Origin of the sequence: Spirosoma aureum (assembly GCF_011604685.1) — a bacterium.
GTDB lineage: Bacteria > Bacteroidota > Bacteroidia > Cytophagales > Spirosomataceae > Spirosoma > Spirosoma aureum.
The window spans coordinates 7,510,188-7,533,848 of record NZ_CP050063.1 but is presented as its reverse complement, the minus strand read 5'-3'; the positions used below and the strand labels follow the sequence as shown (position 1 = coordinate 7,533,848).

Here is a 23,661-nt window from a genome sequence, read left to right as displayed (position 1 = left end):
CGCCACTTATAACCTGTAATCTGCTCAGAAGTTGGTCTTTTTATTCGCAATTAATCCAGTTTCTGGTGGCAAAGCCAAAACGGACTGGGAAACTGGTATTAATAATTACTTCACGAATTCATCCCACGATGCTGAACTTTTGTATCTCGATGGAAAAACCGATGAGGATAGATTACGTCAGAAACTTAATCAGCTAAAACCCGACCGTGTGGTTGCGGTGGGTGGCGATGGGACGATTAAATTCGTGGCCGAACAATTACTGGGAACAACAATTCCGCTGGGTGTTTTGCCCGCAGGGTCGGCCAATGGAATGGCCCGCGAACTTGGCATTCCGCCCGATATTGAGGGGAGCCTTAACGTACTTGTTGACGGGGTGCTGAAACCGACCGACGTTATTGCCGTGAACGGTGATATCTGTCTGCATCTGGCCGATATCGGCCTGAATGCACAATTGGTTAAACATTATCAGCAATATAATCTTCGCGGCAAGCTCGGCTACCTGCGTGGTGTCGTGAATGTATTGCAAAAGCGTCGATTACTTCGGGTTGAGATTAACCTGGGCGATGAGTGTATTTCGCGGGCGGCTTTCATGATTGTGCTGGCCAATGCACGAATGTATGGAACGGGAGCCGTTATTAACCCCGATGGCGACCCCTTCGACGGGCAGTTTGAGGTCGTTATTTTTCGGCGTTTGTCCTTCTGGGAAGTCCTGAAATTGTTCTGGCGGTATCAGCCTTTCGATCCGAAAAAGATTGAAATTTTACCGGCTACATCCATAACCATTGCAACCCACCGAAAAGCCTATTTTCAGATCGATGGTGAGTACATTGGCCGGATAACCGAACTGAAAGCTGAAATCCGGCCGGGCGTGCTGACGTTGATTGTACCGGAATAAAAACCGTTAAACGTTGTAAGTTCCGTCCCAATAGCAAGATGCTTTTGGGGCGGAACTTACAACGCAATAGATAGCTTTCTGTCGTCAATCAAATCGTTGTGTTTACTTCTCCGCCAGCTGAACTTCGGCCTGTTTCTGGGCTATGTTATTATTTAGCCGGGGAATGGTTTTTAAATAATCGTAGATGGCCGCTATTTCACGATCGCTTAACGAGAGGCGTGGCACCATAGGGTAGCGAAATATGGTTCCATCGGGCCGAACACCGGTTTTTACGGCTCGAATAAACTGTTCTTTGGTATATTTTTTACCAATTCCGGTCTGCTCATCGAACGTCAGATTGGCTGAAAATATCGTTTTCCCTGCCTCATCGGTAAATTTACTACCTCCGGCAAAATAACCCTTCGTACGTTCCGGATGTACCTTATCGAGGTCTAAATAATCGGCTGAGTGACAGCCATAACAATCAGCAACGGCCGTTGCTACATAGCGACCTACAGCCACCGGTTTTGTGCTGTCGGGCATCGGGATGGACTGGTTCGGAAAATCGCCCGGTTGAAGAATTGTCCAGGCCAACATTTTGGCTACAAAACTATATTCAGCAGGCGGAGCTTCCGTTTTAGAGGCTTGTACAGGAAACCGGTCTGACCGCAACCAGGCCACCACTGATTTCATATCTTCGTCGGCCATCAGGTTGTACTGAGGCATGAAAGCGGTTGTACCATTAGGCCGGATTCCTGTTCGTAAAAAATAGATAAGCTGGCCGTCTGTCCAGTTGCCTATGCCTTTTTCTTTATCCTTAGTGATATTGCGTGAATAAACTTTCCCGAAAATAGCGGGTAACTCATCCAGTCGTTTGCCGGTTAGCCGATTGTTGTTGTCAGCGTGGCAACTAATGCATTGCAGGTGGGCGATAACTTCCCCGCGTTGAATCCTGGCTTCTGTCGATTCGACGTGGATGTTGGGCGCAACAGGTGGATCATAAGTGCGGGGTGGGGTTACAGCGACGTAGGCGCAGAAACCACCAACCAGGAGCAGGATAACACCGAGTCCCTGTCCGATTCGTTTAAGGATTTTTTTAGCCGTTTTCACAAGATGTCAATCGTATTGTTCGATGCCGGAGCAGTTGTTTACTGCCCGAAATTCATGACCGACACTCGTTGGACAAGTGCCATTGGGGCTGAAACGACACGAAAGGCTGACAAAACGAAAAAAAGCTGCCTTAAAACGGACGTATAAATCATCGTCGGAGATTCATTCAATGACTTCGCTCGATTTAGCTAACAGAAACGATAAAAGTTGATTTAACGCTGACCCCAACACAAATGCACCTTTGCATGATAGAAAGGGTATTTGTGTACATGGGCAATAAGTCAGCAAGGGATAAACGGTCATCTTTATAGGCCCGCGTTTTGTCTTTTGTGATTTGAAGCGCGGAGAATGTAGTGCATTTCTGCTTTGTTAATGGGACCATTACTAAATCCAGAAAGACCCGTCTATTTTTTAGCTGTCAGAAATTTGATACCATGAACGTCAAAATTGTACTTAGTGTGATTGGGGCTATGGCCACCTTGTATGCTTGTAATACGAAGGAAACGACTTTGCCCATTGTAGGAACCTGGGAGTTAGTGTCGGCTACGACTACAGAAAAAGATACAACGTTTTCTACGTTTGACCCGAAGCACAAAATGATTAAAATCATTAACTCGACGCACTTCGCTTTCTTAAATCACGCTATAAATCCAGGTAAGGATTCTACGGCTGGTGAGTTTACCGCAGGAGGAGGAAAATACACGTTAGTCGACAGTGTTTACACAGAACATTTGGAGTATTTCAGTGATAAAGCCTGGGAGAATAATAAATTCCGGTTTGCGGTAAAAATTGCCGGGGATACGCTGATTCAAAAAGGCGTTGAAAAGGTTGATAAACTTGGCATCGATCGCATCATTATTGAAAAATATAAAAGAGTTACGGACTAACTTCATCCAATTGCAGGCGACGGAAACTAGTCTGGTTATCAGCGTATAAGCTTAATAAGGCTGTTCGGCAACTATAGACGTAAACGTCATTAATACGTAACAGGCTTATTCGCGAGCCAATGTAAGCCGGTAGGAGCGACCCTGCTGGCTTATTTATTTAAATCATTAATCCATCGAGACTCCAACCTGGTTCTGCCGAAACAAAACCGGCTACTCTACTTTTGACCTACAGGAGAGTTTGCCGAATCATAACTTGAACGCGGACTAAACGTTCCAATGATTGTTGTGATATAATTATCTGATTATCAGATATATTCGTTGCTGACGTCACAAAAAATATCTGGTGTAAAAATCGCAGAAAAATTTGCGTAGTTAAATGACTACGCTTATATTTGTAGTCAAATAGCTACGCAATGAATTTAAGACGAGATGTATTCCAGGCCATAGCGGACCCGACAAGAAGGGCTATCCTTGTGTTGGTTGCTTCGCAATCCATGACAGCAGGCGCCATAGCCTCAAACTTTGACACGGCAAGACCGACAGTTTCAAAACACCTGCAAATACTCACCGAATGCGAATTACTCAAACAAGAGCAAAACGGCAGAGAAATTTACTACCACTTAAATCCAAAAAGGATGAAGGAAATAGCAGATTTTATTGAGCCATTCCGAAAAATGTGGGATGATCGGTTTAATAAGCTGGAAGCAGTAATGGAAAAATACAAATCAAAAAAATAGAATGCTATGGGCCAAAAAACAAAGATTAATGCCGAAGATGGCAAACAGGAAATCGTAATTACAAGGGAGTTTAATTTGCCATTGGAATTGCTATTTAAAGCGTACGTTGAGCCCGAAATTGTCGAACAATGGATGGGGACGAAAGTGCTGAAACTTGACAATAAAAAGCACGGAAGCTGGCAATTTGAAACAACCGATGCGCAGGGAAACGTGGTCTTTCGCGCCAATGGGGTGATCCATGAGTTTAGTCCGAACCAGAAAATCACGCGGACATTCGAAATGGAAAATACGCCTTTTCCGGCCCAGCTTGAATTTCTGGAATTCGAAAAACTCACTGATGATACCAGCAAACTCACGATACATGTTGTCTATAAAACGGTCGCACTCAGAGACCAACTGCTGCAATTGCCCTTCGCTCAAGGCATAAATATGGCTCATAACCGCTTGCAGGACGTTGTAAGCAACTTAACAATAACACAGAATGACAAAGAGAAATAAAATCATCTATTGGATTTCAACCCTCTGGCTTGCCTTAGGAATGACATCAACCGGAATAGTACAGTTATTGAAAATGGATGAGGAAGTAGATAAAATGACGCATTTAGGCTACCCTGTCTATTTTTTACCAATAATTGGTATCTGGAAAATTTTGGGCGTTGTGGCCGTACTTATTCCTAAGTTCACTTTACTTAAGGAATGGGCTTATGCCGGGTTTTTCTTTAGCATGTCGGGCGCTTTATTTTCGCATCTCATGTCGGGCAATTCCATGAATAAACTATTCCCTCCATTGTTACTACTAACCCTGACTGTAGTATCGTGGTATTTCAGACCCGCGGATAGAAAAGTCATGTCGGTTTATCAATAAATAAATGGAACGATTTTTACGACTGCTTTTGAAATAATTTCAAGCTAAATACTTAAACAACAAAGTGAAATCATGAACGACATTAATAGCAATCAAATGGAGTTGGCAGAAGAACAATGTAAAGCACTAATCAGCACGTTGAAAGCCCGATTCGAAAAAAACATGAACCGACATAAAGGCATTCAATGGGCTAACGTTCAGGCAAAGCTGGAAGCAACTAGTGAAAAACTGTGGTCGCTCAACGAAATGGAAAGAACTGGTGGTGAACCGGATGTTGTTGGTCTTGATAAAAAGACGGGTGAATACATTTTTTACGATTGTTCAGCCGAAAGCCCTAAAGGTCGCCGAAGTGTTTGTTACGATCATGAAGCGCTGGAGGCAAGAAAAGAACATAAACCAGAAGATAGCGCCATCAATATGGCCGCCGATATGGGCATTGAGATTTTAACGGAAGAGCAATACCGGGCGTTACAGAAACTGGGAAATTTCGATTTGAAGACGTCGAGCTGGGTGGTAACACCTGTTGATATTAGAAAACTAGGTGGTGCATTATTTTGTGATCGACGCTACGGCAATGTATTCCTGTATCACAACGGTGCAGATTCTTACTATGCCGCCAGAGCATTCCGTGGCTCGCTTCAGGTGTAAATTTTGCAACACGATAACAAAGGACAGAATGAATCCTGAGGTTGATTTTTATTTTAGTAAAGCCCAAACGTGGCAGAACGAACTGGAGCAATTGAGACTGATTGTTCTTGACTGTGGGCTAACCGAAGTATTGAAGTGGGGATCGCCTTGTTACACATTCCAGAGAAGTAACATCGTTTTAATCCATGTGTTTAAAGAATACTGTGCACTTCTGTTTTTCAAGGGAGCCTTGTTACAGAATGCCGATGGCATTTTGATCCAGCAAACAGAGAATGTGCAGGGGGGACGCCAGATTCGATTCACCAATGTTCGGGAAATAATTCAGCTGAAACCTCTCTTGAAAGCCTATATTTATGAAGCCATTGAAGTGGAAAAAGCGGGTTTGACAGTGAAATTTAAAAAAAGTACTGAATTCGCAATTGCCGAAGAATTCCAACATAGATTGGCTGAAATCCCTGCCTTAAAAACGGCTTTTGATGCATTGACGCCAGGGCGTCAACGAGCTTACCTGCTTTATTTTGCCCAGGCAAAACAATCCAGAACCCGAGAGTCAAGAGTTGAAAAATGCATGCCGCAAATTCTCAATGGAAAAGGCTTGAATGAGGAGTAATTTGATGTAGGAATAAATGAATCAGATTGTGCAATTGTCACAATTAGGTGGCTTCGTTTTTTCGAGCTGTGCCCCGTTTACTATTGACGCGCACGGTAACCCGGGCATGGTTCGAAGTGATTATAAGTTACGCCAGAACAGCCATCTCTGAATCGCAACTCCCTGTGTAAGCAACCCAATCTACTCAGGTATCATAAGCTGGCATTTTCGTTTATCGTCTCATTTTTATAGTCATGAATCTGACTCAACAGCTCCATGGATTTGATTAACGGGTCCCATTCTTTACCCGCAAAAATTAATCTAAACCATTTTTTGTCGCTATTCGCATAGTTGATATTACGGAAAAGCCAAACGGCGAGCAATGCGAAACTACCCGTTATAATAGCTTGAATCAGGTATAACGCAATACTGCCATTTTTCCACATGCTTTCAGTCCAATAAAAAGTGGTCCATACCGGAAGCTGAAGAAAAAGGAAGCGCGTAACCCAAATTGTTGACGATTTCAGTTTCGCTATTTTCTCCTGAGCGGCTACTATCGGTTCATTTATATCGACAAGCTGGATGAGGATTAGCTGATAGACGTAAATTCCAATGGCCAGTTTAGTAAGCAGCACCTGAATGCCTGCTGAAATGAGAAAAAATGGACTGGCGATAGTATACAGATTGATCAGTAAAACATCGACAACACTAACCCATAAAATGCCAATGATTATGGTAAAGATTTTCATTGGCTTCATCGAGGCTAAAAATGATTGAATTTTGATGCTGGTAATAGCTTCCAGGTTTTTTCTGTTTAGCAGCAGGTTTTCTTCCAGTTTTTTATCGTAAGATTTCCAGAGGGATACAAGGTCTCTATCTTCCATGGTTGCTATGCTTTTATGGTTGAAAATTTGCGCTTTAGTTGTTCTTTAATCCGGCTGATTTTTGTGGCTACATTCGATGAAGAAAGCCCCAGAATTTCGGCGATCTGCTGATGACTCCTTTCTTCCAGATAGAGGAGCATCAGTGCCCTATCCAACTCGTTGAGTTCGGCCAAAAATCGCTGTAATAAGTTGATATTGGCTTCAGTTTCATCCGGCTCGGCTTCGTTGAGCGTTAGCAAGCTATCATCTGACATGGGTAGTGCAATCGTCTGCCGGCGGGTATCCTTTCGATAAAAGGATATGGCTACATTCAGCGCTACCCGATAAATCCAGGTTGAGTGCTTAAACTGTTCGTTATACTGATCAAAAGTCTGCCATAACTGCACAATGATTTCCTGTACCAGGTCTTTTCGATTCTCTCCATCCTTGCAATAGGCGTTGGCAACCTTGTAAATAATGCCTTTGTTGGTTTCTATGACCGAAAGAAACCGGTCCTGTTTAGCCAAGATCATTCGCTTTGTGGATTCGTTTCTTCCTCTTTTTGTGGTTTCCTGAACTGTAGACACCTGCCGTTCAGGCCAACTTATTGATTACTTACATCGGATTTCTACCTTAATTATTCGCATGAAGGTCAATAATATCACAACCAGAATGAAAATAATGAATAACAGGCAAGTAGTCAGGTAGATAGATTCTGGAAAGGCACTCAGTTTTATCGACTAAATACCAAGCCAAACTGACTACGATTTAGTGCAAACGAGCCTTCTTTTGTGAGAAACAATTAACGCGATCAGGCAATGAGTACATTAGAAGAGATTCAACTCGTTGAACAAAGGCTACGTGAAGCGATGCTTGGCAGCAACATCGAAGAGCTTGACGCTCTTTTATCGGATGAGCTTCTGGTGACTGGCCCAGACGGTAAACTGGTTGGCAAGGCCGATGATCTGGCGGCTCACCGTACCGGTATAGTTCGTATAGAATCAATGGTACCTCAGGAGACAATTATTAAAATCCTTCCGGAAACGGCTGTTGTCTTTGCGCTAATGGCCATGCAGGGCTTCATACAGGATCAGGCTTTCGCGGGACTTTACCGCTATACGCGCGTTTGGAGCAGGCAGACTGGTAACTGGCAGATTGTTGCTGCTCATATTAGCCCTGCCACCTAATTTACAAAAGCGGAGCGATCGCAACCAAAATTAGCTAACTTGTGTCCCAACTGCCTCTATAGGTATTGGAAGGACATACGAAAATTTAGGAGACCTTGTGTAGCAATAAAGCATAACCTACTGTCCTCAATAATGCGAGCGAAAACAACCTTGGAAACTGCAGAAAATGAGTCTGAAAAAAGGTAAAAAAATCCTCATTACTATCTCGATGGTAATCATTTGGATGGTTACGTTCGGAATGCTCATCAATGCGCCGAGTCTCAAAGGAAAAGTAGCAATCGTGTCTACGGGTTTGCTGGTGAATTGCCTGATGGCGATCTATTATAGTTGCCTTGATCGACGACCTTCCAGTTTGAGAGAGTGGTTAAGGATGTAGCTCGACCGTAGTAATAGAGAAGGCAGTGCAAAATCTGCTGTTTCTGGATTAATTTTCGATCACGCTCTGTGATTGGCAGATCGCTGATGCGAGCAAACTGCTTTTGCATCCACCCATTTTCGGCAAACGCCCCTAACTCATGGCCGTAACTTCTGGTTATATGACCGCCGATAAGACAGTATTAATGAATGCTATTCGCCACTTCGTTCCGGTTACGGACAGCGACGAAGCGGTTATTGATCAGTTGTTTGAACCCTATCGTCTGGAACCGAATGATTTCTTTTTGAAGGCTGGTGAAGTTTGCCGGTATGTTGGTTTTGTCACGACAGGTTTACTGAGATATTACCTGCTCGATGATGGTGATGAGCATACCTACGATTTTTCGTCCGAACAGACGTTTACCTGCAATTACGAAAGCTTTCTGCCGCAAACACCTTCGACACGCTACATTCAGGCAGTTGAACCCACCACCCTGCTTCGTATCAGTTACGATAATCTTCAGGAACTCTACAAAAGACTACAGCATGGTCAGCAATTCGGGCGATTGGTATCCGAACAATTATTTGTAGTCATGCTTCAGAAACTGACAGCCTTTTACCGCGAAACAGCCGATGAGCGATACGATAGTTTTATTCGCCTTTTTCCGGATTTAATCGACCGGCTACCTCAATACATAGTGGCCTCTTACATTGGTGTGAAACCACAATCGCTGAGCCGAATCCGGGCGCAACGGGCCGGTAAGCACTATTGAACGATATTCACATAGGTGAATGCGGGCGTTGAGGCCGAGCCTGACCTTTGCATTGTCAAACTAACCAAACACGACAATGCAAACAGAAAAACTGCCTTTATGGGCTAAAATCGCAGGCTATTTTTTCGGAATCGCTTTACTTTTTATTGGCATTCGGTTTCTGGTACTTCCTGAAACTGCCGAACGGGGCTTTGGCCTGATTTACAACCAACCGACTTATGCCTTTCATTTTATTAAAGGCATTCGTGACTTTTTTACAGGATTGCTCTTAACCAGTTTTACGATTGCCAACTGGCGAAAACCATTAGCTCTGGCTGTGCTGATTGGATCGTTAATTCCCGTGGTTGACATGCTCGTTGTGCTGAATGCCCCAGATGCTGTTCCCGGAACAGAATGGATTCATGGCTCAACAGCGATAGCGTCGTGGATATTTAGCTACTTTCTGTTTCGGAAAAGCTAACTGAGTGTTTTCGTGTATATTTACTTGCGCGACTAAGTGCCTGGTTACCAGTTTGTAATCCTGACCGCCAGTAAGTTGTTGACACCGTCTATCTACTCCATTACTTATGAAAATATACGTCTATTTCGTGATAGGTGGGTTGCTGTTAGGGGCTATTCGGGTTTATGGCCAGGCCGATTATTCGGCTTTATATCCCAATCTTCGTCAGTACGTTGTTAATATACGCTTTACAACGAAAGGGTTGCCAGTGCAATCGGGGGTTCTGTTCGATTTAACCGACTCGACAATTGTGCTGGCTCCCATCCGGAACTTGAAACCCACCCTTAAAACCGTGATGAATCAGCATGGCGGATCAATGCCTGCCACCGATTCACTAAGGACTGTTTTAGCCCTGCGAACCTATCGCTATGCAGAAATCAGCCGGCTGACACTGCACCGGAAAGGGTATGCAGGTAAGGGTTTTTTAATTGGTTTAGGACTCGGTGCATTAATTGGGTTAATCGATGGCGATGATGATAAAGGTTTCATTCGTTTTTCTGCGGGTGAAAAAGCATTGATTCTAGGAATAAGCTTTGCTCCGGTAGGCCTTCTGGGTAGTGCATTAACGCTTAAAAGTGCTTATGCAAACGAGCGGCCAATTGCCACAGAAGCGCAGAAACGATTTCTAAAATTCACCATTATCGAGCAGATAAAGAAAGCAAATCTCTACGCGCCATAAAAATGAACGGCTTACGGCTGAAATCTTGAGCGTTACTGCTACTGGTTGACGGTAATTTTTACCTTTGCCGGTCAACTCTCGCTCGTTTTTTATGACTCTTCAAACCCTCGATACTGGTCTTTTTAAACTCGATGGCGGAGCCATGTTTGGCGTAGTTCCCAAACCGCTCTGGCAGAAACTAAACCCCGCCGATGAACAAAATCGCTGCACCTGGGCCATGCGATGCCTACTCTACGAACAGGGTAGTCAGCTCTTGCTGGTCGATACGGGTATCGGCGACAAACAGGATGCTAAATTCTTCGGTCATTATGACCTTCATGGAGATGCCAGCCTGATCAAATCCATTCATCAGGCTGGGTATTCGGAAACAGATATAACCGATGTGCTGCTTACTCATCTGCATTTCGATCATGTTGGTGGCGCTGTTAAGCGAACAGATGGGCAGCTCAGTCCTGTTTTTTCAAATGCGACTTACTGGACGCACCCCTCTCACTGGAATTGGGCTGTTCATCCGAATCCTCGCGAAAAGGCGTCGTTCCTGAGCGAGAATATTCTACCCGTACAGGAAAGTGGACAACTGAAATTTTTGGCTGATAATCCGTTTCCATATGCCGATATTTCGCTGTTGTATGTCGATGGGCATACCGAAAAAATGGCGTTGCCGATCGTAAAATGGAAGGGTCGCACAGTGGCTTATATGGCCGATCTGATTCCGTCCTCAGGACATGTACCGTTACCCTACGTCATGAGCTACGATGTGCGCCCATTACTGACGATGGACGAGAAAGCTCGTGTGTTGCAACAGGCTGCGGCTGAAAACTGGATTCTGGTTTTTGAGCACGATCCCGTAACTGAAGCCGCTACGGTTGAGATGACCGAAAAGGGCGTCCGTATCAAGGAGAAGGGCAGGTTAGCCGAATTGGTATAGCGCTCACGATTCATGGCTGCGCTATTTTGCGACAAACCAAAAGCTTAATCCTGCCGTTATGCAACCGTACCGTATTGATGAGCAATGAAAATTGGTTTGGGATTGTCGGGTGGCGGAGCACGTGGTATAGCCCATCTGGGGGTGATTAAAGCGTTGATGGAAATGGGCATTGGCTTCGATCAGATTGCCGGGACCAGTGCAGGTGCGATTACGGGGGCCATGCTTGCTCATGGATATACACCCGATGAGAGCCTGAAGATTATTGAATCATCGTCGTTTATGCGCCGGCTGCGCCCTACCTGGAATCGAATGGGGTTGTTACGGCTCGATCCAATTGTTGATCTGTATAGAAAGCATATTCCGCACGATTCATTTGAAGGGCTACAAATTCCACTGCATGTTGTGGCCGTCGATCTGAACGGTGGTGAACAGGTTGTCTTTGAAGCCGGTGAGCTAATCCGCCCGGTGCTGGCGTCCTGTTGTTTGCCCGGAATTTTCGAGCCGTTGCAGATCAATAAAAAGCAGTTTGTTGATGGTGGTGTTCTGAATAATCTGCCGGTCGATGTGATCGAGCATAAAGTTGATTTTCTGATTGGATCGCACTGTAATGTATTAGGGCCACGAAAGCCCATTACGTCTATGCGGGGTGTTATTGAGCGGAGTTTAGTGCTGGCTGTACAAAGTAAAACCAAAGATCGATTTGCGAAATGCAACATCCTGATTGAGCCGCCCCAGTTAGCGCAATATGCGACAACAGATATCAGTAAAGCGCGTGAACTATTTCGAATAGGGTATCAGTATACGCGGTCAATGTCGGATCAAATCGAGAAAAGCCTTAAGGCACCCCCTGTTGAGACATCGTAGTATAGGTGTTTTTAACTAATACAATCGCTGGGCTATGTAGGTCCGGCGATTTTAGTTTATAGACTCCCATTGACTATTGGAATAGGTTGCTCATACACAGCACTTATATGATATTTTTTTTTGTGCCAATTATAGGTTATATTATGTACTTAATTTGTAGCCATAGTGAAATTAATTTTTAAGTAATTATACTAAAGTAAATAAAATATTGAAATTATTATAATGTATATTAAATTTCGTAAATCTATATATAGAAAGAATAAAATATTGAAAAATGAGTATAAATCGGGAAATTTGGTAAGTATATCTCTTTGTATACTTTTGCAGGTAGTACTCTGTTTTTCTTAGCCTAAATAAAAAAATTTATGAGGAGAATTTTACTGGCGGGTATACTTATGGTATGCTCGCTCTGGGTTCCTGCGTGGGCCCAGGAGCGAACCATTACCGGCAAGGTTGTGGCATCGGAAGATGGAACCCTTATGCCTGGTGTATCAGTCGTACTAAAAGGGACGACTAGAGGAGCTAACACAGATGCCAACGGTGCTTACACGATTGGTGTCCCCGAAAAAGGCGGTAAACTAATTTTCAGTTTTGTCGGATCTGCCTCGCAGGAGATAGAAATCGGGAACCGCTCGGTAATAGACGTTAAACTCGAAAATGACTCCAAACAGCTTAATGAGGTCGTTGTAACTGCCGTTGGGATTCAACGCGAGAAAAAAGCCCTTGCCTATGCTGTGACGAACGTAAAGGGCGATCTGCTTCAGCAACGCTCGGAGCCTGATCCATTACGGGCACTCTCGGGGAAGGTGCCTGGGGTAAACATCACCGCGGGCGGTGGTGCGCCGGGGCAGGCCACAAAAATTAACATCCGGGGAAATACATCATTTACCGGTAACAACCAGCCGTTGTTTGTCGTAGATGGCATTCCATTTGACAACTCATCGAATGCGGCTGGTTCTGATTTCAACAGCAATAGTGTCGTCTCGAACCGTGCCTACGACATTGACCCCAACAACATCGAAACCATGACCGTTCTAAAAGGAGCGGCAGCGTCGGCACTTTATGGTTCACGGGCAGCTAATGGAGTCATCGTCATAACCACCAAAGCAGGTAGTAAATCGGCCAAAAAGGGCCTTGAAGTAACCTATAACGGCTCATATTCGGTCGAAAAAATATCGTCGATTCCAGACTACCAGGACACCTATACGCAGGGCTCAAACCAGCAGTATAACGGTGGCTTTATTGGTAACTGGGGAACGGTATTTCCGTCGGAAGTTGATCGGATCAATGCGCAGTTGGGCTTTACGCGGTATTCGAAAACGATTGAGACGGGGGCACCGGAAGGGCAGATTTATAATCCGCTCACATCACCTTACATTTCATATACTTACAGTCGGTATTTAACCGCATTTCCAGATCTGGTCGGAAAAACCGTTCCGCTGCAACCTTATGACATTATTGGCGGATTTTTTCGGCAGGGAACTGTTCTTGAGAATGGCGTAAACGTTAGCTCCACAGGCGATAAAACGACTCTCAATGCGGGCGTATCGCGAATGAAAAACAATGGAATCATTCCGAACTCAAGCACGCAGCGTACGTCACTTAACTTTGGCGGATCGGCCCATCTGGTAAATGGCCTGAACGTGTCGGGGAATGTGAACTACGTCAATACAACCCAGGAGAGCCCACAATCGGGAGCCTCTTACTTTACCGATTATAGCTCGGGGTCAACGGGTTCTATTTATGACCGGCTGTTTTATATGCCCCGGAACTATGACCTTAATGGCTATCCGTTCGAGAACCCGATCGATGGGTCAAATGTGTTCTTCCGCGCACTCGATAACCCACTCTGGACTGCCAAATACAACATTTACAACTCACGGGTAAACCGGGTTTTTGGCAATATGGCCCTGAGCTATGATGTGCTTCCCTGGTTAAATCTGACGGCAAGGGGAGGCATCAATACCTATCACGAAACCCGGAACAATAAAATACGTCCGGGCGGAACGGTTGTTCCGCTAGGTCGCGTAACGCGCACGGAACTGACCAATACCGAAACAGATCTAACCTTTCTGGCAACGGCATCGCACGATTTCGGCGAGCGCTTTTCGGTTCGATTGTTAGCCGGTTTCAATGGCAATGAGCGGTACTATACGGAAGCCGTTGAAACGGGTGACCAGGTGATCGATGCCAACGTATTGACGGTATCAGGGACCCTGAGTCAGAACGCAACCGAGTATAGCCGTAAACGCCGGTTATATGGTGTGTTCGGCGAACTTGGCCTGTCTTATAACGACTTCGCATTCTTAACCGCTACGGTTCGTAACGACCATTCATCGACTTTGCCGGCGGCCAATAACAGCTATTATTATCCGGCTATTTCGGGGTCGTTCATTTTTACGCAGGCTTTCAACATGCCGAAGACGATTCTGAACTTCGGGAAAATCAGAGCCAACTATGCCACAGTTGGTAAAGATGCCGATCCTTATCAGGTATTGACAGCTTATAATATTGGCCGCGACTACGTAAATGGTACTGCCTATTCGTTGGCGACTTTGCCATCTACACTGAACAATGCGCAACTCAAGCCGGAGTTTACGACTGAAACCGAGGTCGGGGCGGAGTTACAGTTTTTCAATAATCGAATCAATATCGATGCAGCTTACTTCTACCGCAAATCGACGGACCTGATTGTATCCCGTCGGATTCCGGCTTCAACGGGTTTCTACAATGAGGTGACGAACGCGGGGCGAATCGACAACAAGGGTATTGAAATCGCTCTAACGATTGTGCCGGTTCGATTGGCCAATGGATTCGAGTGGAATTCAACAGCGGCTTTCACGCGGTTGCGTTCGAATGTGGTTGATGCGGGTCCGGCCAACGAGATCTTTCTGGGTGGTTCCGGTCTGTCGTCGCTCGGGACGATGCACCGGGTGGGTAATCCGTATGGTATGATTTATGGCTCGGTGAATGCACGTAGCGAATCCGGGAAGCTGCTCATCAACCCAAACACCGGTTTGCCCTTTACGTTGCCGCAGTCGCAATTGTTAGGAAACCCAGCGCCTAATTTCACGTTAGGCTGGACCAACACCTTCTCCTTCAAAGGGTTTACGCTATCGGCACTGATGGACTACCGCGAAGGAGGAAAACTCTTCTCGGCTACGGCGGCTTCGCTGTTGCTGCGCGGTCAGTTGAAATCGTCAGAAGATCGGGAAGCTATGCGGGTGATTCCGGGTGTGTTAGGCGATCCGGCTACGTATAAAGCCGTTCTGGAAGATGGCAAGGAAGTGAAAAACACGATTCCGATGACGGCCTTCGCGTTTCACTTTTCGAATGGATTTGGAGCCTACGGAGCCGACGAAACAAATGTGTATGATGCAACGGTAATCCGGTTGCGCGAAGTAACGCTGGGCTATACGTTCCCGAAGGCATTCCTGAAAAAATACACAAAAGTATTTGGTAGCCTGCGTCTGTCGGCTTCGGGCCGCAATCTGTGGTTCTATGCGCCGAATATGCTTAAAGGACTCAATTTCGATCCTGAAGTACTATCGAACTATGCCGATTCCAACATTCAGGGTTTCGACCTCGGTGCGGCTCCTTCGACCCGGCGTTACGGCTTCAATATCACGGCTTCGTTCTGATACGCTCCACCAAACTTCTTTGATCAGACCTTATGAAATTTTTAACTACATATACGCAGAAAGGGTTGCTATCAATAGCCCTGCTGATGGCGATGAGCAGTTGCGAAGTAACCGATCTCGACATCAACACCGATCCGAACAAACCCTTATCGGCTGCCCTGAACCTGCTATTGGCGCCTGCCGAATTAGGGGCCCTGAATATTGGCGTTGTCGGCATTAATAGTAGCAGTACGACCTATTCTCCCGGTAATTTTCGGACCGTTTTGGACAATGCATCGGGCTTTTCAGGCATAATGAATAGCGCCGACAGCTATGGGCTTGATAACAACACCTACAACGGTACCTGGAACACGTACTACCGGAATTTACAGAACGTGGAGCAGATTCTGCGCGTCACTACCGACGGCAAGAATCCATATTATCGGGGTATTGCCCTTGCCATGAAAGCCTATGCGATGGGGAACATGGTCGATATGTTTGGCGATGTTCCTTATTCGAAAGCCTGGCAGGGCAATGTGGATGGATCTGACCGGAACGTAGCGTTTGATAAGGATTCAGAAATTTATGAGGACCTGTTAAAGCTTTGCGATCAGGCCGTAGCCGAATTTGGAAAAGCACAGGCCGTGGCTGTTTCGGGTGATGTTATTGGTGGCGGTAGTGCTGCAACGTGGATTCGGCTGGCGAAAACCATCAAACTTCGACTGTTGATGAACTCACGCAAAGGGCGCGCTACGGGTAATGCTGAACTCAAAGCAGCTTTTGATGCGGGCGGTTACATTACAACATCGGCGCAGGATTTTTACTACCAATATTCCAAGCAACTCTCGCCACAAGACGACCGTCATCCGTGGGCAATCAGCACCTATAATGCGGGGAACGGTTTCACCTACATTAACCATCAGATGATGGGCGAAATGATCCTGAATAAAGATCCGCGCTTTGGGATGTATTTCTTTCGTCAGACGGATAAAGTGCTGGATGCTGGTAACCCAACCGACCGGGGCACCATTCCTTATGGTGGCACCTATATACCAACACGTCCGGCCTTTCTGGCTGAGTACAAGCGTGTATTCTACAACGACAAGCAAGACCCAACGGCCGACGATATCAAGTTTCTGGCAGGCATTTTCGGCCGCGATCGGGGCGACAATACGGGCGCTCCAGCCGACGGTACACTTCGGACTGTTCCGGGAGCATACCCGGCGGGTGGTTTGTATGGCGGTCGCGAAATTCCGGCCAAAGCACTGACTGGTTCCCGAGATGGCGCAGGCGGAAACGGAATCTGGCCGCTTATCATGAGCTGGAATGTGAAATTCTATCAGGTAGAAGCCATTTTGGATGGAACGGGTGTGACGGGTGATGCGCGCGCACTTTTTGAGACGGCCATGCGCGAACAGATCGCTTCGGTGGTCAAATTCGCTCAGGCCGCCGATACCAAAACACCAACTCCGGTGGCCGCTGACGTTACTGCTTACGTCAATGCATGGCTGGCGCTCTATGATGCGGCTCCAACCAATCAGGGTAAATTGAACACGGTGGCCAAACAAATCTGGTTCTGTTCCTGGGGGCAGGGGCAGGAAATCTGGAATCTGATGCGTCGTACGGGCTATCCGGTTCAGGGGCCATTTAAACAGTTTTCGACCGGTATTCAGTCTCCAATCCTAAAACCGGGCCGCCAATATGCCTTGCGTTTGCCCTATCCGGCACAGGAAGGTAACCTGAACAGCAATGCTGCCAAGTATGTCTCAGATATAATTTTTGATCGGGACCCGGTCTTCTGGGATAAGGTTAAAGTAAAATGGGAATTCTAAAACTAGGTGCCGTATGTCGTTTTCTGTTGATGAATCAAGGGAACAACAAACGGCCTCAATACCAGAAACTTGTATGAAAAAGACACTTATATATGCCTTTACTGCCGCTTTCCTGGCACTGATTGGTTGCCGTGACGAATCAATGAACCCCATTCCGGCCTGGGAGCCTGGTGTTCATGGCTTCGGTGTATTTGCTGATATTACCGAAGGCGCGGTTGGCTCAAGCAATAAAGCCAATATTGCCGATTATGGGAAAAATTTTCCGCTTGCTGCACAAAATACGGATGCTGCCAAAGTGAACTTTAAGCTACGCTGGGTTTCGCTAGACAGTAAGCTCACTGTCAGTAAGATCGATGTCTATATCGATATGGTTGAGTCGTATACAGATCCAGACGGAAACCCGAAAACAGCATCGCTGGGTAACGGTGGGGTACTCGCTAAAACACTCACACCTGCCGCTGCCAATCGCCAGTGGAATGCGTTTAGTTTGACGCCAGCCGAAATCTATAATCTGTTCAAGGATGTAACGGTTAAATATGACAAAGTGAACGCTGTTCCTGTCTTTAACAATCCGAAGACACCCCGACCAGCTGGTGCCTGGTTTAACAAAACCGACAAATTCGTAATGACCTGGCGGTTGACCACCTCAGACGGACTCGTATTTAAAACCTGGGAGCCCGGTAGCATCTGCGCTGACCCAACTGCGGTGTCAGAAGCCAGCGCGAACTGTAGTCTGACCTGGGGGGCTCGCTAACACTTTCCGTATCTATCCTAACTGTACTGATAGCGAACCTCGACCGGGGTTCGCTTTTTTTCTATCTTGGTAGAATGAAGCTTGTATTCGGCACTTTTTTGTTGGTTATCTATTGGGCCGATCTGCGGGCGCAAACACCTACCTACATAGCCGATATTCGGCCAATTCTAACCCAACATTGCGCTCCCTGCCATCATGCTGGTGGAGTTGGACCATTTAGCCTGTTAACCTACGAGGACGTAGTTAAGCGGGGTAAGTTTGTTGCCAAAGTGACACAACGTCGCTATATGCCGCCGTTTCCTGCCGATCGCCAGTTTCAGCATTATTCAAATGAGCGGGGCCTTTCCGAGCGCGAAATCAATACGATTCAGGCATGGGTGCAGGGAGGAATGATCCGGGGAGCAGGAGGAGAACAGGGTATCGGGAGTCGGGCGCAAAATACTAGTGAATTCAAGGCTCGAGACAACCTGAAACCTGATCTTGTTTTACGAATGAAGCCCTATGCAATCAAAGGGGATGGGCGTGAAGATTTTCGCTATTTTCATGTGCCCATGAATCTGAAGCATGATATCTGGGTCGAAGGGATTGAATTTGTGCCGGGAAACCGCAAGCTGTTGCACCATAGCCGGTTGATGATCGATTCGACGGGCACGATGGCCGGGATTGACGGCATCAGCGAAGATGACCCACAACTGCGGAATTTCCAGCGGACACCCCTCGCCGATGAATTTCTCTATGGCTGGGTGCCCGGCAATGATCGGGTATTATTTCCAGCAGGTTCAGCCAAATTGATTCGGGCGGGGAGCGATCTAATCCTAAATGTTCATTATTCGCCCTCCTCAAAAGCCGATCAGGATCAGTCGGAAGTTCGTTTCTATTTTGCTAAAAAACCGGCTGAGCGCATTGTCCAGACGCTGACATTAACCGAAAATAACATCACGAACCAGCCATTTAAGCTCCCCGCCAATACGACACCAACATTCTTCATGAATTATGGTCCGTTGCCAGATACAATTCAACTCCTGTCTGTTTTGCCGCATATGCACCGCCTGGGCCGATCGGTGAGAGCGTTTGCCATTACACCCGATGGAGATGCACTCAATCTGATTAAAATTGATGACTGGGATTATAATTGGCAATTGACTTATTTTTTTCAGAAACCGCTCATTCTGCCGAAAGGCTCTACCATTATTGCCGAAGCCCATTACGACAACAGCGATCAAAATCCACTTAATCCGAATCATCCCGCCAAAACGATCGGCTACGGCTGGAACTCGACCGATGAAATGATGAATCTGGTGTTTTATTACATTAAATGATACAAAACGGCGGCATTCACTAGATCACTCGATCAGGCAGCCCACCGCTTCGGTGCGGGCTTCGGTAACGGGCCGCCCATTCAATAAGGCATCGAGGGCACTGTGGAGGTAGGCGTGTGCAGCCTGGGGACGATGTTTCCCCAAATCGACGTACCAATCGTCGATGGCGCCCTGATAGACCACCCGACCATCTGACTGCATAACGACTACTTCAGGCGTAACACGAGCCCGGAACTGCCGGGCTAATCGTGCTTTTTTATCGGGCAGACCCGCAAATGGAAGTTTATACTCCGTCCGAAACTGTTCAATAACGGCTGGTGAGTCGGTTCGAAGTGGAAACAGGGCAATGAACCGAACGCCCGATTTGCCAAATTCCTGATGAAGATCGGCCAACCGTCTGACATACTGCTGACTGATAGGACACTCTGTATTTAAGAAGGCGTAAACGGTTAAACCAGAGGAGTTACTATGATTAGGTTTTTGCCAGCTTGCAAGCAGTATCAAAAGCAAGAACATGCCAACGACCTGATGGCAATTAATAAAACCTCTGGCGATGTCATGTGATCGTGTATGCACGGATAAAACAACAGTACTAAACCTCTGATAGACGATTACGGGATTGTACAAGTATAAGCATATACACTGTGGGAAGCAATTGTTATTTAAATTTGTATCCACTTTTTGTTATTATTTTTTACTTAAAAATATATAAATAATGCGAATAGTGTGTAATTGTATTTTATCGTGAAGAGCTAATTTTATGAGTAATAACCCTATGACGCGTTTCATATTATAAAGTAGATATAATAGTTATAATTACTTATATATAATTTAGTTTGTCTTTTATATACAAAATTATATTTTGGAAATAGAATATTCTATAGAATTTATATTTATAACAGTGAAATTGTACTAAAAATTTGTATTGGTTTTTTGCACCATCTAGATTTGTAGAGAAAGAGTAGTTTCTTTTAAGTATCTAACAACTAAAAACGATGAGTAAAATTCTAACAATCAGCTTCCTGATTGCCTGTCTGCTATGCTCCGAAGCGTGGGCGCAGGAACGCAGGATTACAGGTAAAGTCACCTCTGCTGATGATGGCCTGGCAATGCCTGGTGTATCAGTCGCAGTGAAAGGCACCACACGAGGTGCAAACACCGATGCCGGAGGTAATTATAGCCTCACCGTACCGAATGAAGGGGGTACGCTAGTGTTCAGTTTTGTCGGAACCATCTCACAGGAGGTCACTATTGGTAACCAGTCTGTTGTTGATGTCAAACTGGTTACCGACAGTCGCCAGTTGAGCGAGGTAGTCGTTACTGGGGTCGGGGTAGCCACCGACAAACGAAAACTGGGTATTTCGGTTGAATCCATCTCATCGAAAAATCTACCGCAGACGCCAACCGCTTCTATTGATCAGGCTCTGGTCGGCAAAATCGCCGGAGCACAAATCTCCAGCGGTAACGGTACGCCCGGTGCACCCGTAAACATTGTACTTCGTGGCATCAACACCATCAACCGCGGAACGGCTCCTATTCTGCTGATTGATGGCGTACAGGTTGATGCGACCAATTACGATTCGAACGGAAATATCAACAACAACCCAACCGCTTTGCTGAGCAGCATCGACCCGAATACGATCGAGCGCGTTGAGGTTGTTCAAGGTGCTGCCGCTGCTACGCTATATGGTGCACAGGGTGCCAATGGCGTTATTCAGGTTTTTACCAAGAAAGGCAAGGCAGGTAAATTAAATATCGACTTCTCGTCGGGGATCACGCGTAGCGAATACCTGAACGTAGGCGGTGTTTCTAAAGCGCAGTCGCATGGATTTATTGTCGATGCTCAGAATAATGTGATTGGCACGTCAGGTAAGCCGCTTGAATTCAATCCAAACACGTTGCTCTACAGCGAAAACGTTCAGTATGATCCGCTCAATGTAAACAACAAAGCGGATAAACCGTATACGGCCAATTTGAAGTATCAGGATCACTACAGCTATTTCTTCCGGCCATCCAATACGTATAATAACAGCGTTGCACTGACAGGCGGTAATGATAAAGTAGACTTTGCCGTATCGGCATCGAATAACCAACAGGAAAGTAACGTCATCAACAATGGAAATTATCAACGCAGCAATTTGATGTCAAATATTGGCATACAGCTAGCCAAAGGATTGACATTCAGAACAACAACGCAGCTGGTTTATACCCGAAGCACGATCAAAACGAATGACCGGCTTATTATGTATGCCGTTAATAATGCCCGCCCATTTGCTGATTTCTCAGCGCTTGATCCAGATGGGAATCCTGGTATTTATTACGGTGATGCTGTAGGGGTGAACCATGCCAATCCAAGTTACTGGCAGAAGTACACCGATAATAAGGATAATAAAGTGGACGTAATTCAGAACTTCAACCTGAATTATAAGGTCAATAAATTCCTGGATTTAGATGCTAAGTATGGTGTCAACTATTCGAAGCAGGAAATCAGAACAACCTACGCAAACCAGTCGAAGAACCGGAACGTAATTGCGCTGAACAACAACAATTATCAGAACTATTTCGGTACTGATCCTACGGGTGAAATTGATAACAACAGCCTGACCACTACCTACCAGAACTTCCTGGTCAGTGCTTTTATCAATACCGATTTCCAGAACGATTTTAAATCGAAAATCCCAATCCGGACATCGACACAGCTCTCGTTTGATTATCGGAATCGGAACTTCCATCAGTTTTACACCTATACATTAGGCTTGCCAACGTACGATCCGTTTACAGCGGCTCAGTCGTCAACGTTCCGGGTTCCGGGCGTGAAAGCGCCAGCCGCAGGCCGCGCGGGTTTGCCAGGGGGCGGTGATTATACCGAGCCATTTATCACTTATGGTTACGTTGTAAACCAGCGTATCGATTATGGTGATCTGGCTGGTATTTCGGGCGGTTTCCGGACGGACTACTCCTCGGCCTTTGGTAGCGGTTCCAAACCCTTTACCTTTCCACGGGGCGATGCTTATTTCCGGTTATCGGCGCTCAAATTCTGGGAAAATAGCTCCGTTGCTGGCTTTTTCCCAGAGTTGAAACTGCGGGCTGCTTATGGACAGGCCGGTATTCAGCCAAAACCATTTGACCGCTACCAGGTCCTGAACACCGCATCGCTGGGTACAACGAATTCCTTTTATACACCCGCCAGCCAGCCGAACCCGGCGCTGGACGTAGAGGTATCATCGGAACTCGAAATTGGAACGGATCTGGCCCTCACACCGTCAAAAACCTCGAACTGGTTAAGCAGTATCCGGTTATCGGCTACGTATTGGAAACGGTCGACGGACAATGCTATTTTTGACGTAAGTGCAGCGCCATCGTCGGGGATTAACTCGATCAAAGACAATGCCTTCTCACTGGCGTCGGATGGTTTTCAGGCATCGTTGAACGCCACGATCGTGAGAACGCAGGATTTTTCGTGGAATTTTACGACCAACTTCGGTAAGCAGTCATCGAAGATTACGGCGGTTAAAAACAATGCTGAAGTCGTTGTTCTGTCCAGCGCGGGTAGTTCAAACTACGTGTTGAAAGCAGGCGAGAAAATCGGCCAGTTGTACGGGTATATAACCGTTCACGCAGTCGATCAGAAAGACCCAAACGGTAACTTCTACATCTCGCCCGATCAGCAGTCGCTCTATACCGTTGCGAGCAATGGCATCGTGGTCAGCAAAGCGACCAAGCAGCCCTTCTTCTCGGCCAATAAATACAGTTTTGGCGATCCCAACCCGACCTTCAATATGTCGTTCATCAACGAGTTCACGTTTAAGAACTTCCTGACGTTCGGCTTCCAGTTCGATTGGGTGCAGGGCAGCCACATCTACAACCAGACGAAAGAATGGATGTATCGCGATGGTATTCATGCCGACTACGCCAACCCGATCACCATCGATGGACAAACCGGTGCCTGGACGGCCTTCTACCGGGGTGTTTATGCACAACGGCAGGCAAACGGTACGAAGGATTACTTCTACGAAGATGCTTCGTTCGTTCGGTTGCGGAACGTACAGATTGGTTTTGATCTGAGCAAAATCATGAATGTACCCGTGTTACGTCGCGCCCAATTGGTACTGTCTGGCCGGAACCTGCTGACATTCACCAAGTATACGGGCTTTGATCCTGAAGTTAGCTCGGGTACGGGTAGCTCAGCCTGGGATCGTGGTACCGACCACAACACCATGCCAAACCTGCGTTCGTATCAGGCAGCGCTCAACATTGGTTTTTAATTCATAAGGCAACT

General features: G+C 46.2%; 23 protein-coding genes. 18 read left to right on the top strand and 5 right to left on the bottom strand.

Going from position 1 to position 23,661, the window contains the following annotated elements:
• Positions 1-31: 31 nt before the first annotated feature.
• Positions 32-895 carry a diacylglycerol/lipid kinase family protein gene (locus G8759_RS30120; protein WP_167216639.1) on the top strand — a complete coding sequence of 288 codons (864 nt, stop codon included), beginning with the start codon at positions 32-34 and terminating at the stop codon, positions 893-895.
• Positions 896-997: 102 nt separating this feature from the next.
• On the opposite strand, the gene G8759_RS30115 is transcribed toward G8759_RS30120, so the two are convergent.
• On the bottom strand, positions 998-1,984 hold the full coding sequence (locus G8759_RS30115) for a c-type cytochrome (protein ID WP_167216637.1): 987 nt from the start codon (positions 1,982-1,984) through the stop codon (positions 998-1,000).
• Between the two features lie 434 nt (positions 1,985-2,418).
• Here G8759_RS30115 and G8759_RS30110 point away from each other — a divergent pair, with 434 nt between their 5' ends.
• The 6 genes from G8759_RS30110 (at position 2,419) to G8759_RS30085 (ending at position 5,731) form a co-directional block, all read left to right on the top strand.
• The gene (locus G8759_RS30110) at positions 2,419-2,871 is read left to right on the top strand and encodes a hypothetical protein (RefSeq protein ID WP_167216635.1); all 453 of its coding nucleotides are present in this window, start codon (positions 2,419-2,421) and stop codon (positions 2,869-2,871) included.
• A gap of 413 nt (positions 2,872-3,284) precedes the next feature.
• Positions 3,285-3,608: an ArsR/SmtB family transcription factor gene (locus G8759_RS30105; protein ID WP_167216633.1), complete on the top strand. Its 324-nt coding sequence runs from the start codon at positions 3,285-3,287 to the stop codon at positions 3,606-3,608.
• Between the two features lie 6 nt (positions 3,609-3,614).
• The gene (locus G8759_RS30100; protein WP_167216631.1) at positions 3,615-4,106 is read left to right on the top strand and encodes an SRPBCC family protein; all 492 of its coding nucleotides are present in this window, start codon (positions 3,615-3,617) and stop codon (positions 4,104-4,106) included.
• A complete protein-coding gene (locus G8759_RS30095) occupies positions 4,090-4,473 on the top strand; it encodes a DoxX family protein (RefSeq protein WP_167216629.1) in 384 nt (127 codons plus the stop codon). The genes G8759_RS30100 and G8759_RS30095 overlap by 17 nt, the downstream gene beginning before the upstream one ends.
• A 72-nt stretch (positions 4,474-4,545) precedes the next feature.
• Positions 4,546-5,121 carry a DUF4256 domain-containing protein gene (locus G8759_RS30090; protein ID WP_167216627.1) on the top strand — a complete coding sequence of 192 codons (576 nt, stop codon included), beginning with the start codon at positions 4,546-4,548 and terminating at the stop codon, positions 5,119-5,121.
• Positions 5,122-5,149: 28 nt separating this feature from the next.
• A complete protein-coding gene (locus G8759_RS30085; RefSeq protein WP_232074328.1) occupies positions 5,150-5,731 on the top strand; it encodes a YdeI/OmpD-associated family protein in 582 nt (193 codons plus the stop codon).
• Positions 5,732-5,922: 191 nt separating this feature from the next.
• Here G8759_RS30085 and G8759_RS30080 read toward each other — a convergent pair whose 3' ends face one another.
• Positions 5,923-6,594, bottom strand: a complete 672-nt coding sequence (locus tag G8759_RS30080) for a hypothetical protein (protein WP_167216625.1) — start codon at positions 6,592-6,594, stop codon at positions 5,923-5,925.
• Positions 6,595-6,599: 5 nt separating this feature from the next.
• Entirely contained in the window at positions 6,600-7,106 is a 507-nt protein-coding gene (locus G8759_RS30075; protein WP_167216623.1) for an RNA polymerase sigma factor, read from the bottom strand.
• A 285-nt stretch (positions 7,107-7,391) separates the two neighbouring features.
• Here G8759_RS30075 and G8759_RS30070 point away from each other — a divergent pair, with 285 nt between their 5' ends.
• Entirely contained in the window at positions 7,392-7,760 is a 369-nt protein-coding gene (locus G8759_RS30070) for a nuclear transport factor 2 family protein (RefSeq protein WP_167216621.1), read from the top strand.
• 284 nt (positions 7,761-8,044) lie between these two features.
• On the opposite strand, the gene G8759_RS36505 is transcribed toward G8759_RS30070, so the two are convergent.
• A complete protein-coding gene (locus G8759_RS36505) occupies positions 8,045-8,296 on the bottom strand; it encodes a DUF1348 family protein (protein ID WP_394353336.1) in 252 nt (83 codons plus the stop codon).
• On the opposite strand from G8759_RS36505, the gene G8759_RS30060 reads away from it, so the two are divergent.
• From G8759_RS30060 to G8759_RS30020, 9 genes are all read left to right on the top strand, one after another.
• Positions 8,276-8,887: a Crp/Fnr family transcriptional regulator gene (locus G8759_RS30060; RefSeq protein WP_232074003.1), complete on the top strand. Its 612-nt coding sequence runs from the start codon at positions 8,276-8,278 to the stop codon at positions 8,885-8,887. The two genes, G8759_RS36505 and G8759_RS30060, sit on opposite strands and share 21 nt — an antisense overlap.
• A 76-nt stretch (positions 8,888-8,963) precedes the next feature.
• Positions 8,964-9,347 (top strand): DUF4267 domain-containing protein, encoded by a 384-nt coding sequence (locus G8759_RS30055; protein ID WP_167216619.1) that lies wholly within the window; start codon positions 8,964-8,966, stop codon positions 9,345-9,347.
• Between the two features lie 106 nt (positions 9,348-9,453).
• Positions 9,454-10,065: a hypothetical protein gene (locus G8759_RS30050; RefSeq protein WP_167216617.1), complete on the top strand. Its 612-nt coding sequence runs from the start codon at positions 9,454-9,456 to the stop codon at positions 10,063-10,065.
• Between the two features lie 91 nt (positions 10,066-10,156).
• Positions 10,157-10,993: an MBL fold metallo-hydrolase gene (locus G8759_RS30045; RefSeq protein WP_167216615.1), complete on the top strand. Its 837-nt coding sequence runs from the start codon at positions 10,157-10,159 to the stop codon at positions 10,991-10,993.
• Between the two features lie 84 nt (positions 10,994-11,077).
• Positions 11,078-11,857 carry a patatin-like phospholipase family protein gene (locus G8759_RS30040; protein ID WP_167216613.1) on the top strand — a complete coding sequence of 260 codons (780 nt, stop codon included), beginning with the start codon at positions 11,078-11,080 and terminating at the stop codon, positions 11,855-11,857.
• A 365-nt stretch (positions 11,858-12,222) separates the two neighbouring features.
• Entirely contained in the window at positions 12,223-15,498 is a 3,276-nt protein-coding gene (locus G8759_RS30035) for a SusC/RagA family TonB-linked outer membrane protein (RefSeq protein WP_167216611.1), read from the top strand.
• Between the two features lie 32 nt (positions 15,499-15,530).
• Positions 15,531-17,309: a SusD/RagB family nutrient-binding outer membrane lipoprotein gene (locus G8759_RS30030; protein ID WP_167216609.1), complete on the top strand. Its 1,779-nt coding sequence runs from the start codon at positions 15,531-15,533 to the stop codon at positions 17,307-17,309.
• 73 nt (positions 17,310-17,382) lie between these two features.
• Positions 17,383-18,063, top strand: a complete 681-nt coding sequence (locus tag G8759_RS30025; protein WP_167216607.1) for a hypothetical protein — start codon at positions 17,383-17,385, stop codon at positions 18,061-18,063.
• A gap of 74 nt (positions 18,064-18,137) precedes the next feature.
• Positions 18,138-19,382: a monooxygenase gene (locus G8759_RS30020; protein ID WP_167216605.1), complete on the top strand. Its 1,245-nt coding sequence runs from the start codon at positions 18,138-18,140 to the stop codon at positions 19,380-19,382.
• Positions 19,383-19,406: 24 nt separating this feature from the next.
• Here the strand turns inward: G8759_RS30020 and G8759_RS30015 are convergent, their stop codons facing one another.
• Positions 19,407-19,775, bottom strand: coding sequence for a redoxin domain-containing protein (locus G8759_RS30015; protein ID WP_232074002.1), 369 nt, complete (start codon positions 19,773-19,775; stop codon positions 19,407-19,409).
• A gap of 602 nt (positions 19,776-20,377) precedes the next feature.
• On the opposite strand from G8759_RS30015, the gene G8759_RS30010 reads away from it, so the two are divergent.
• A complete protein-coding gene (locus G8759_RS30010) occupies positions 20,378-23,647 on the top strand; it encodes a SusC/RagA family TonB-linked outer membrane protein (protein WP_167216601.1) in 3,270 nt (1,089 codons plus the stop codon).
• The last annotated feature ends 14 nt before the right edge of the window (positions 23,648-23,661 follow it).

What these genes read in the sequence shown, in the direction of transcription:
- G8759_RS30110 (WP_167216635.1), top strand. Translation starts at nt 2,419, where the DNA reads ATGAACGTCAAAATTGTACTTAGTGTGATTGGGGCTATGGCCACCTTG.
- G8759_RS30105 (WP_167216633.1), top strand. Translation starts at nt 3,285, where the DNA reads ATGAATTTAAGACGAGATGTATTCCAGGCCATAGCGGACCCGACAAGA.
- G8759_RS30100 (WP_167216631.1), top strand. Translation starts at nt 3,615, where the DNA reads ATGGGCCAAAAAACAAAGATTAATGCCGAAGATGGCAAACAGGAAATC.
- G8759_RS30095 (WP_167216629.1), top strand. Translation starts at nt 4,090, where the DNA reads ATGACAAAGAGAAATAAAATCATCTATTGGATTTCAACCCTCTGGCTT.
- G8759_RS30090 (WP_167216627.1), top strand. Translation starts at nt 4,546, where the DNA reads ATGAACGACATTAATAGCAATCAAATGGAGTTGGCAGAAGAACAATGT.
- G8759_RS30085 (WP_232074328.1), top strand. Translation starts at nt 5,150, where the DNA reads ATGAATCCTGAGGTTGATTTTTATTTTAGTAAAGCCCAAACGTGGCAG.
- G8759_RS30080 (WP_167216625.1), bottom strand. Translation starts at nt 6,594, where the DNA reads ATGGAAGATAGAGACCTTGTATCCCTCTGGAAATCTTACGATAAAAAA.
- G8759_RS30075 (WP_167216623.1), bottom strand. Translation starts at nt 7,106, where the DNA reads ATGATCTTGGCTAAACAGGACCGGTTTCTTTCGGTCATAGAAACCAAC.
- G8759_RS30070 (WP_167216621.1), top strand. Translation starts at nt 7,392, where the DNA reads ATGAGTACATTAGAAGAGATTCAACTCGTTGAACAAAGGCTACGTGAA.
- G8759_RS30060 (WP_232074003.1), top strand. Translation starts at nt 8,276, where the DNA reads ATGGCCGTAACTTCTGGTTATATGACCGCCGATAAGACAGTATTAATG.
- G8759_RS30055 (WP_167216619.1), top strand. Translation starts at nt 8,964, where the DNA reads ATGCAAACAGAAAAACTGCCTTTATGGGCTAAAATCGCAGGCTATTTT.
- G8759_RS30050 (WP_167216617.1), top strand. Translation starts at nt 9,454, where the DNA reads ATGAAAATATACGTCTATTTCGTGATAGGTGGGTTGCTGTTAGGGGCT.
- G8759_RS30045 (WP_167216615.1), top strand. Translation starts at nt 10,157, where the DNA reads ATGACTCTTCAAACCCTCGATACTGGTCTTTTTAAACTCGATGGCGGA.
- G8759_RS30040 (WP_167216613.1), top strand. Translation starts at nt 11,078, where the DNA reads ATGAAAATTGGTTTGGGATTGTCGGGTGGCGGAGCACGTGGTATAGCC.
- G8759_RS30035 (WP_167216611.1), top strand. Translation starts at nt 12,223, where the DNA reads ATGAGGAGAATTTTACTGGCGGGTATACTTATGGTATGCTCGCTCTGG.
- G8759_RS30030 (WP_167216609.1), top strand. Translation starts at nt 15,531, where the DNA reads ATGAAATTTTTAACTACATATACGCAGAAAGGGTTGCTATCAATAGCC.
- G8759_RS30025 (WP_167216607.1), top strand. Translation starts at nt 17,383, where the DNA reads ATGAAAAAGACACTTATATATGCCTTTACTGCCGCTTTCCTGGCACTG.
- G8759_RS30020 (WP_167216605.1), top strand. Translation starts at nt 18,138, where the DNA reads ATGAAGCTTGTATTCGGCACTTTTTTGTTGGTTATCTATTGGGCCGAT.
- G8759_RS30010 (WP_167216601.1), top strand. Translation starts at nt 20,378, where the DNA reads ATGAGTAAAATTCTAACAATCAGCTTCCTGATTGCCTGTCTGCTATGC.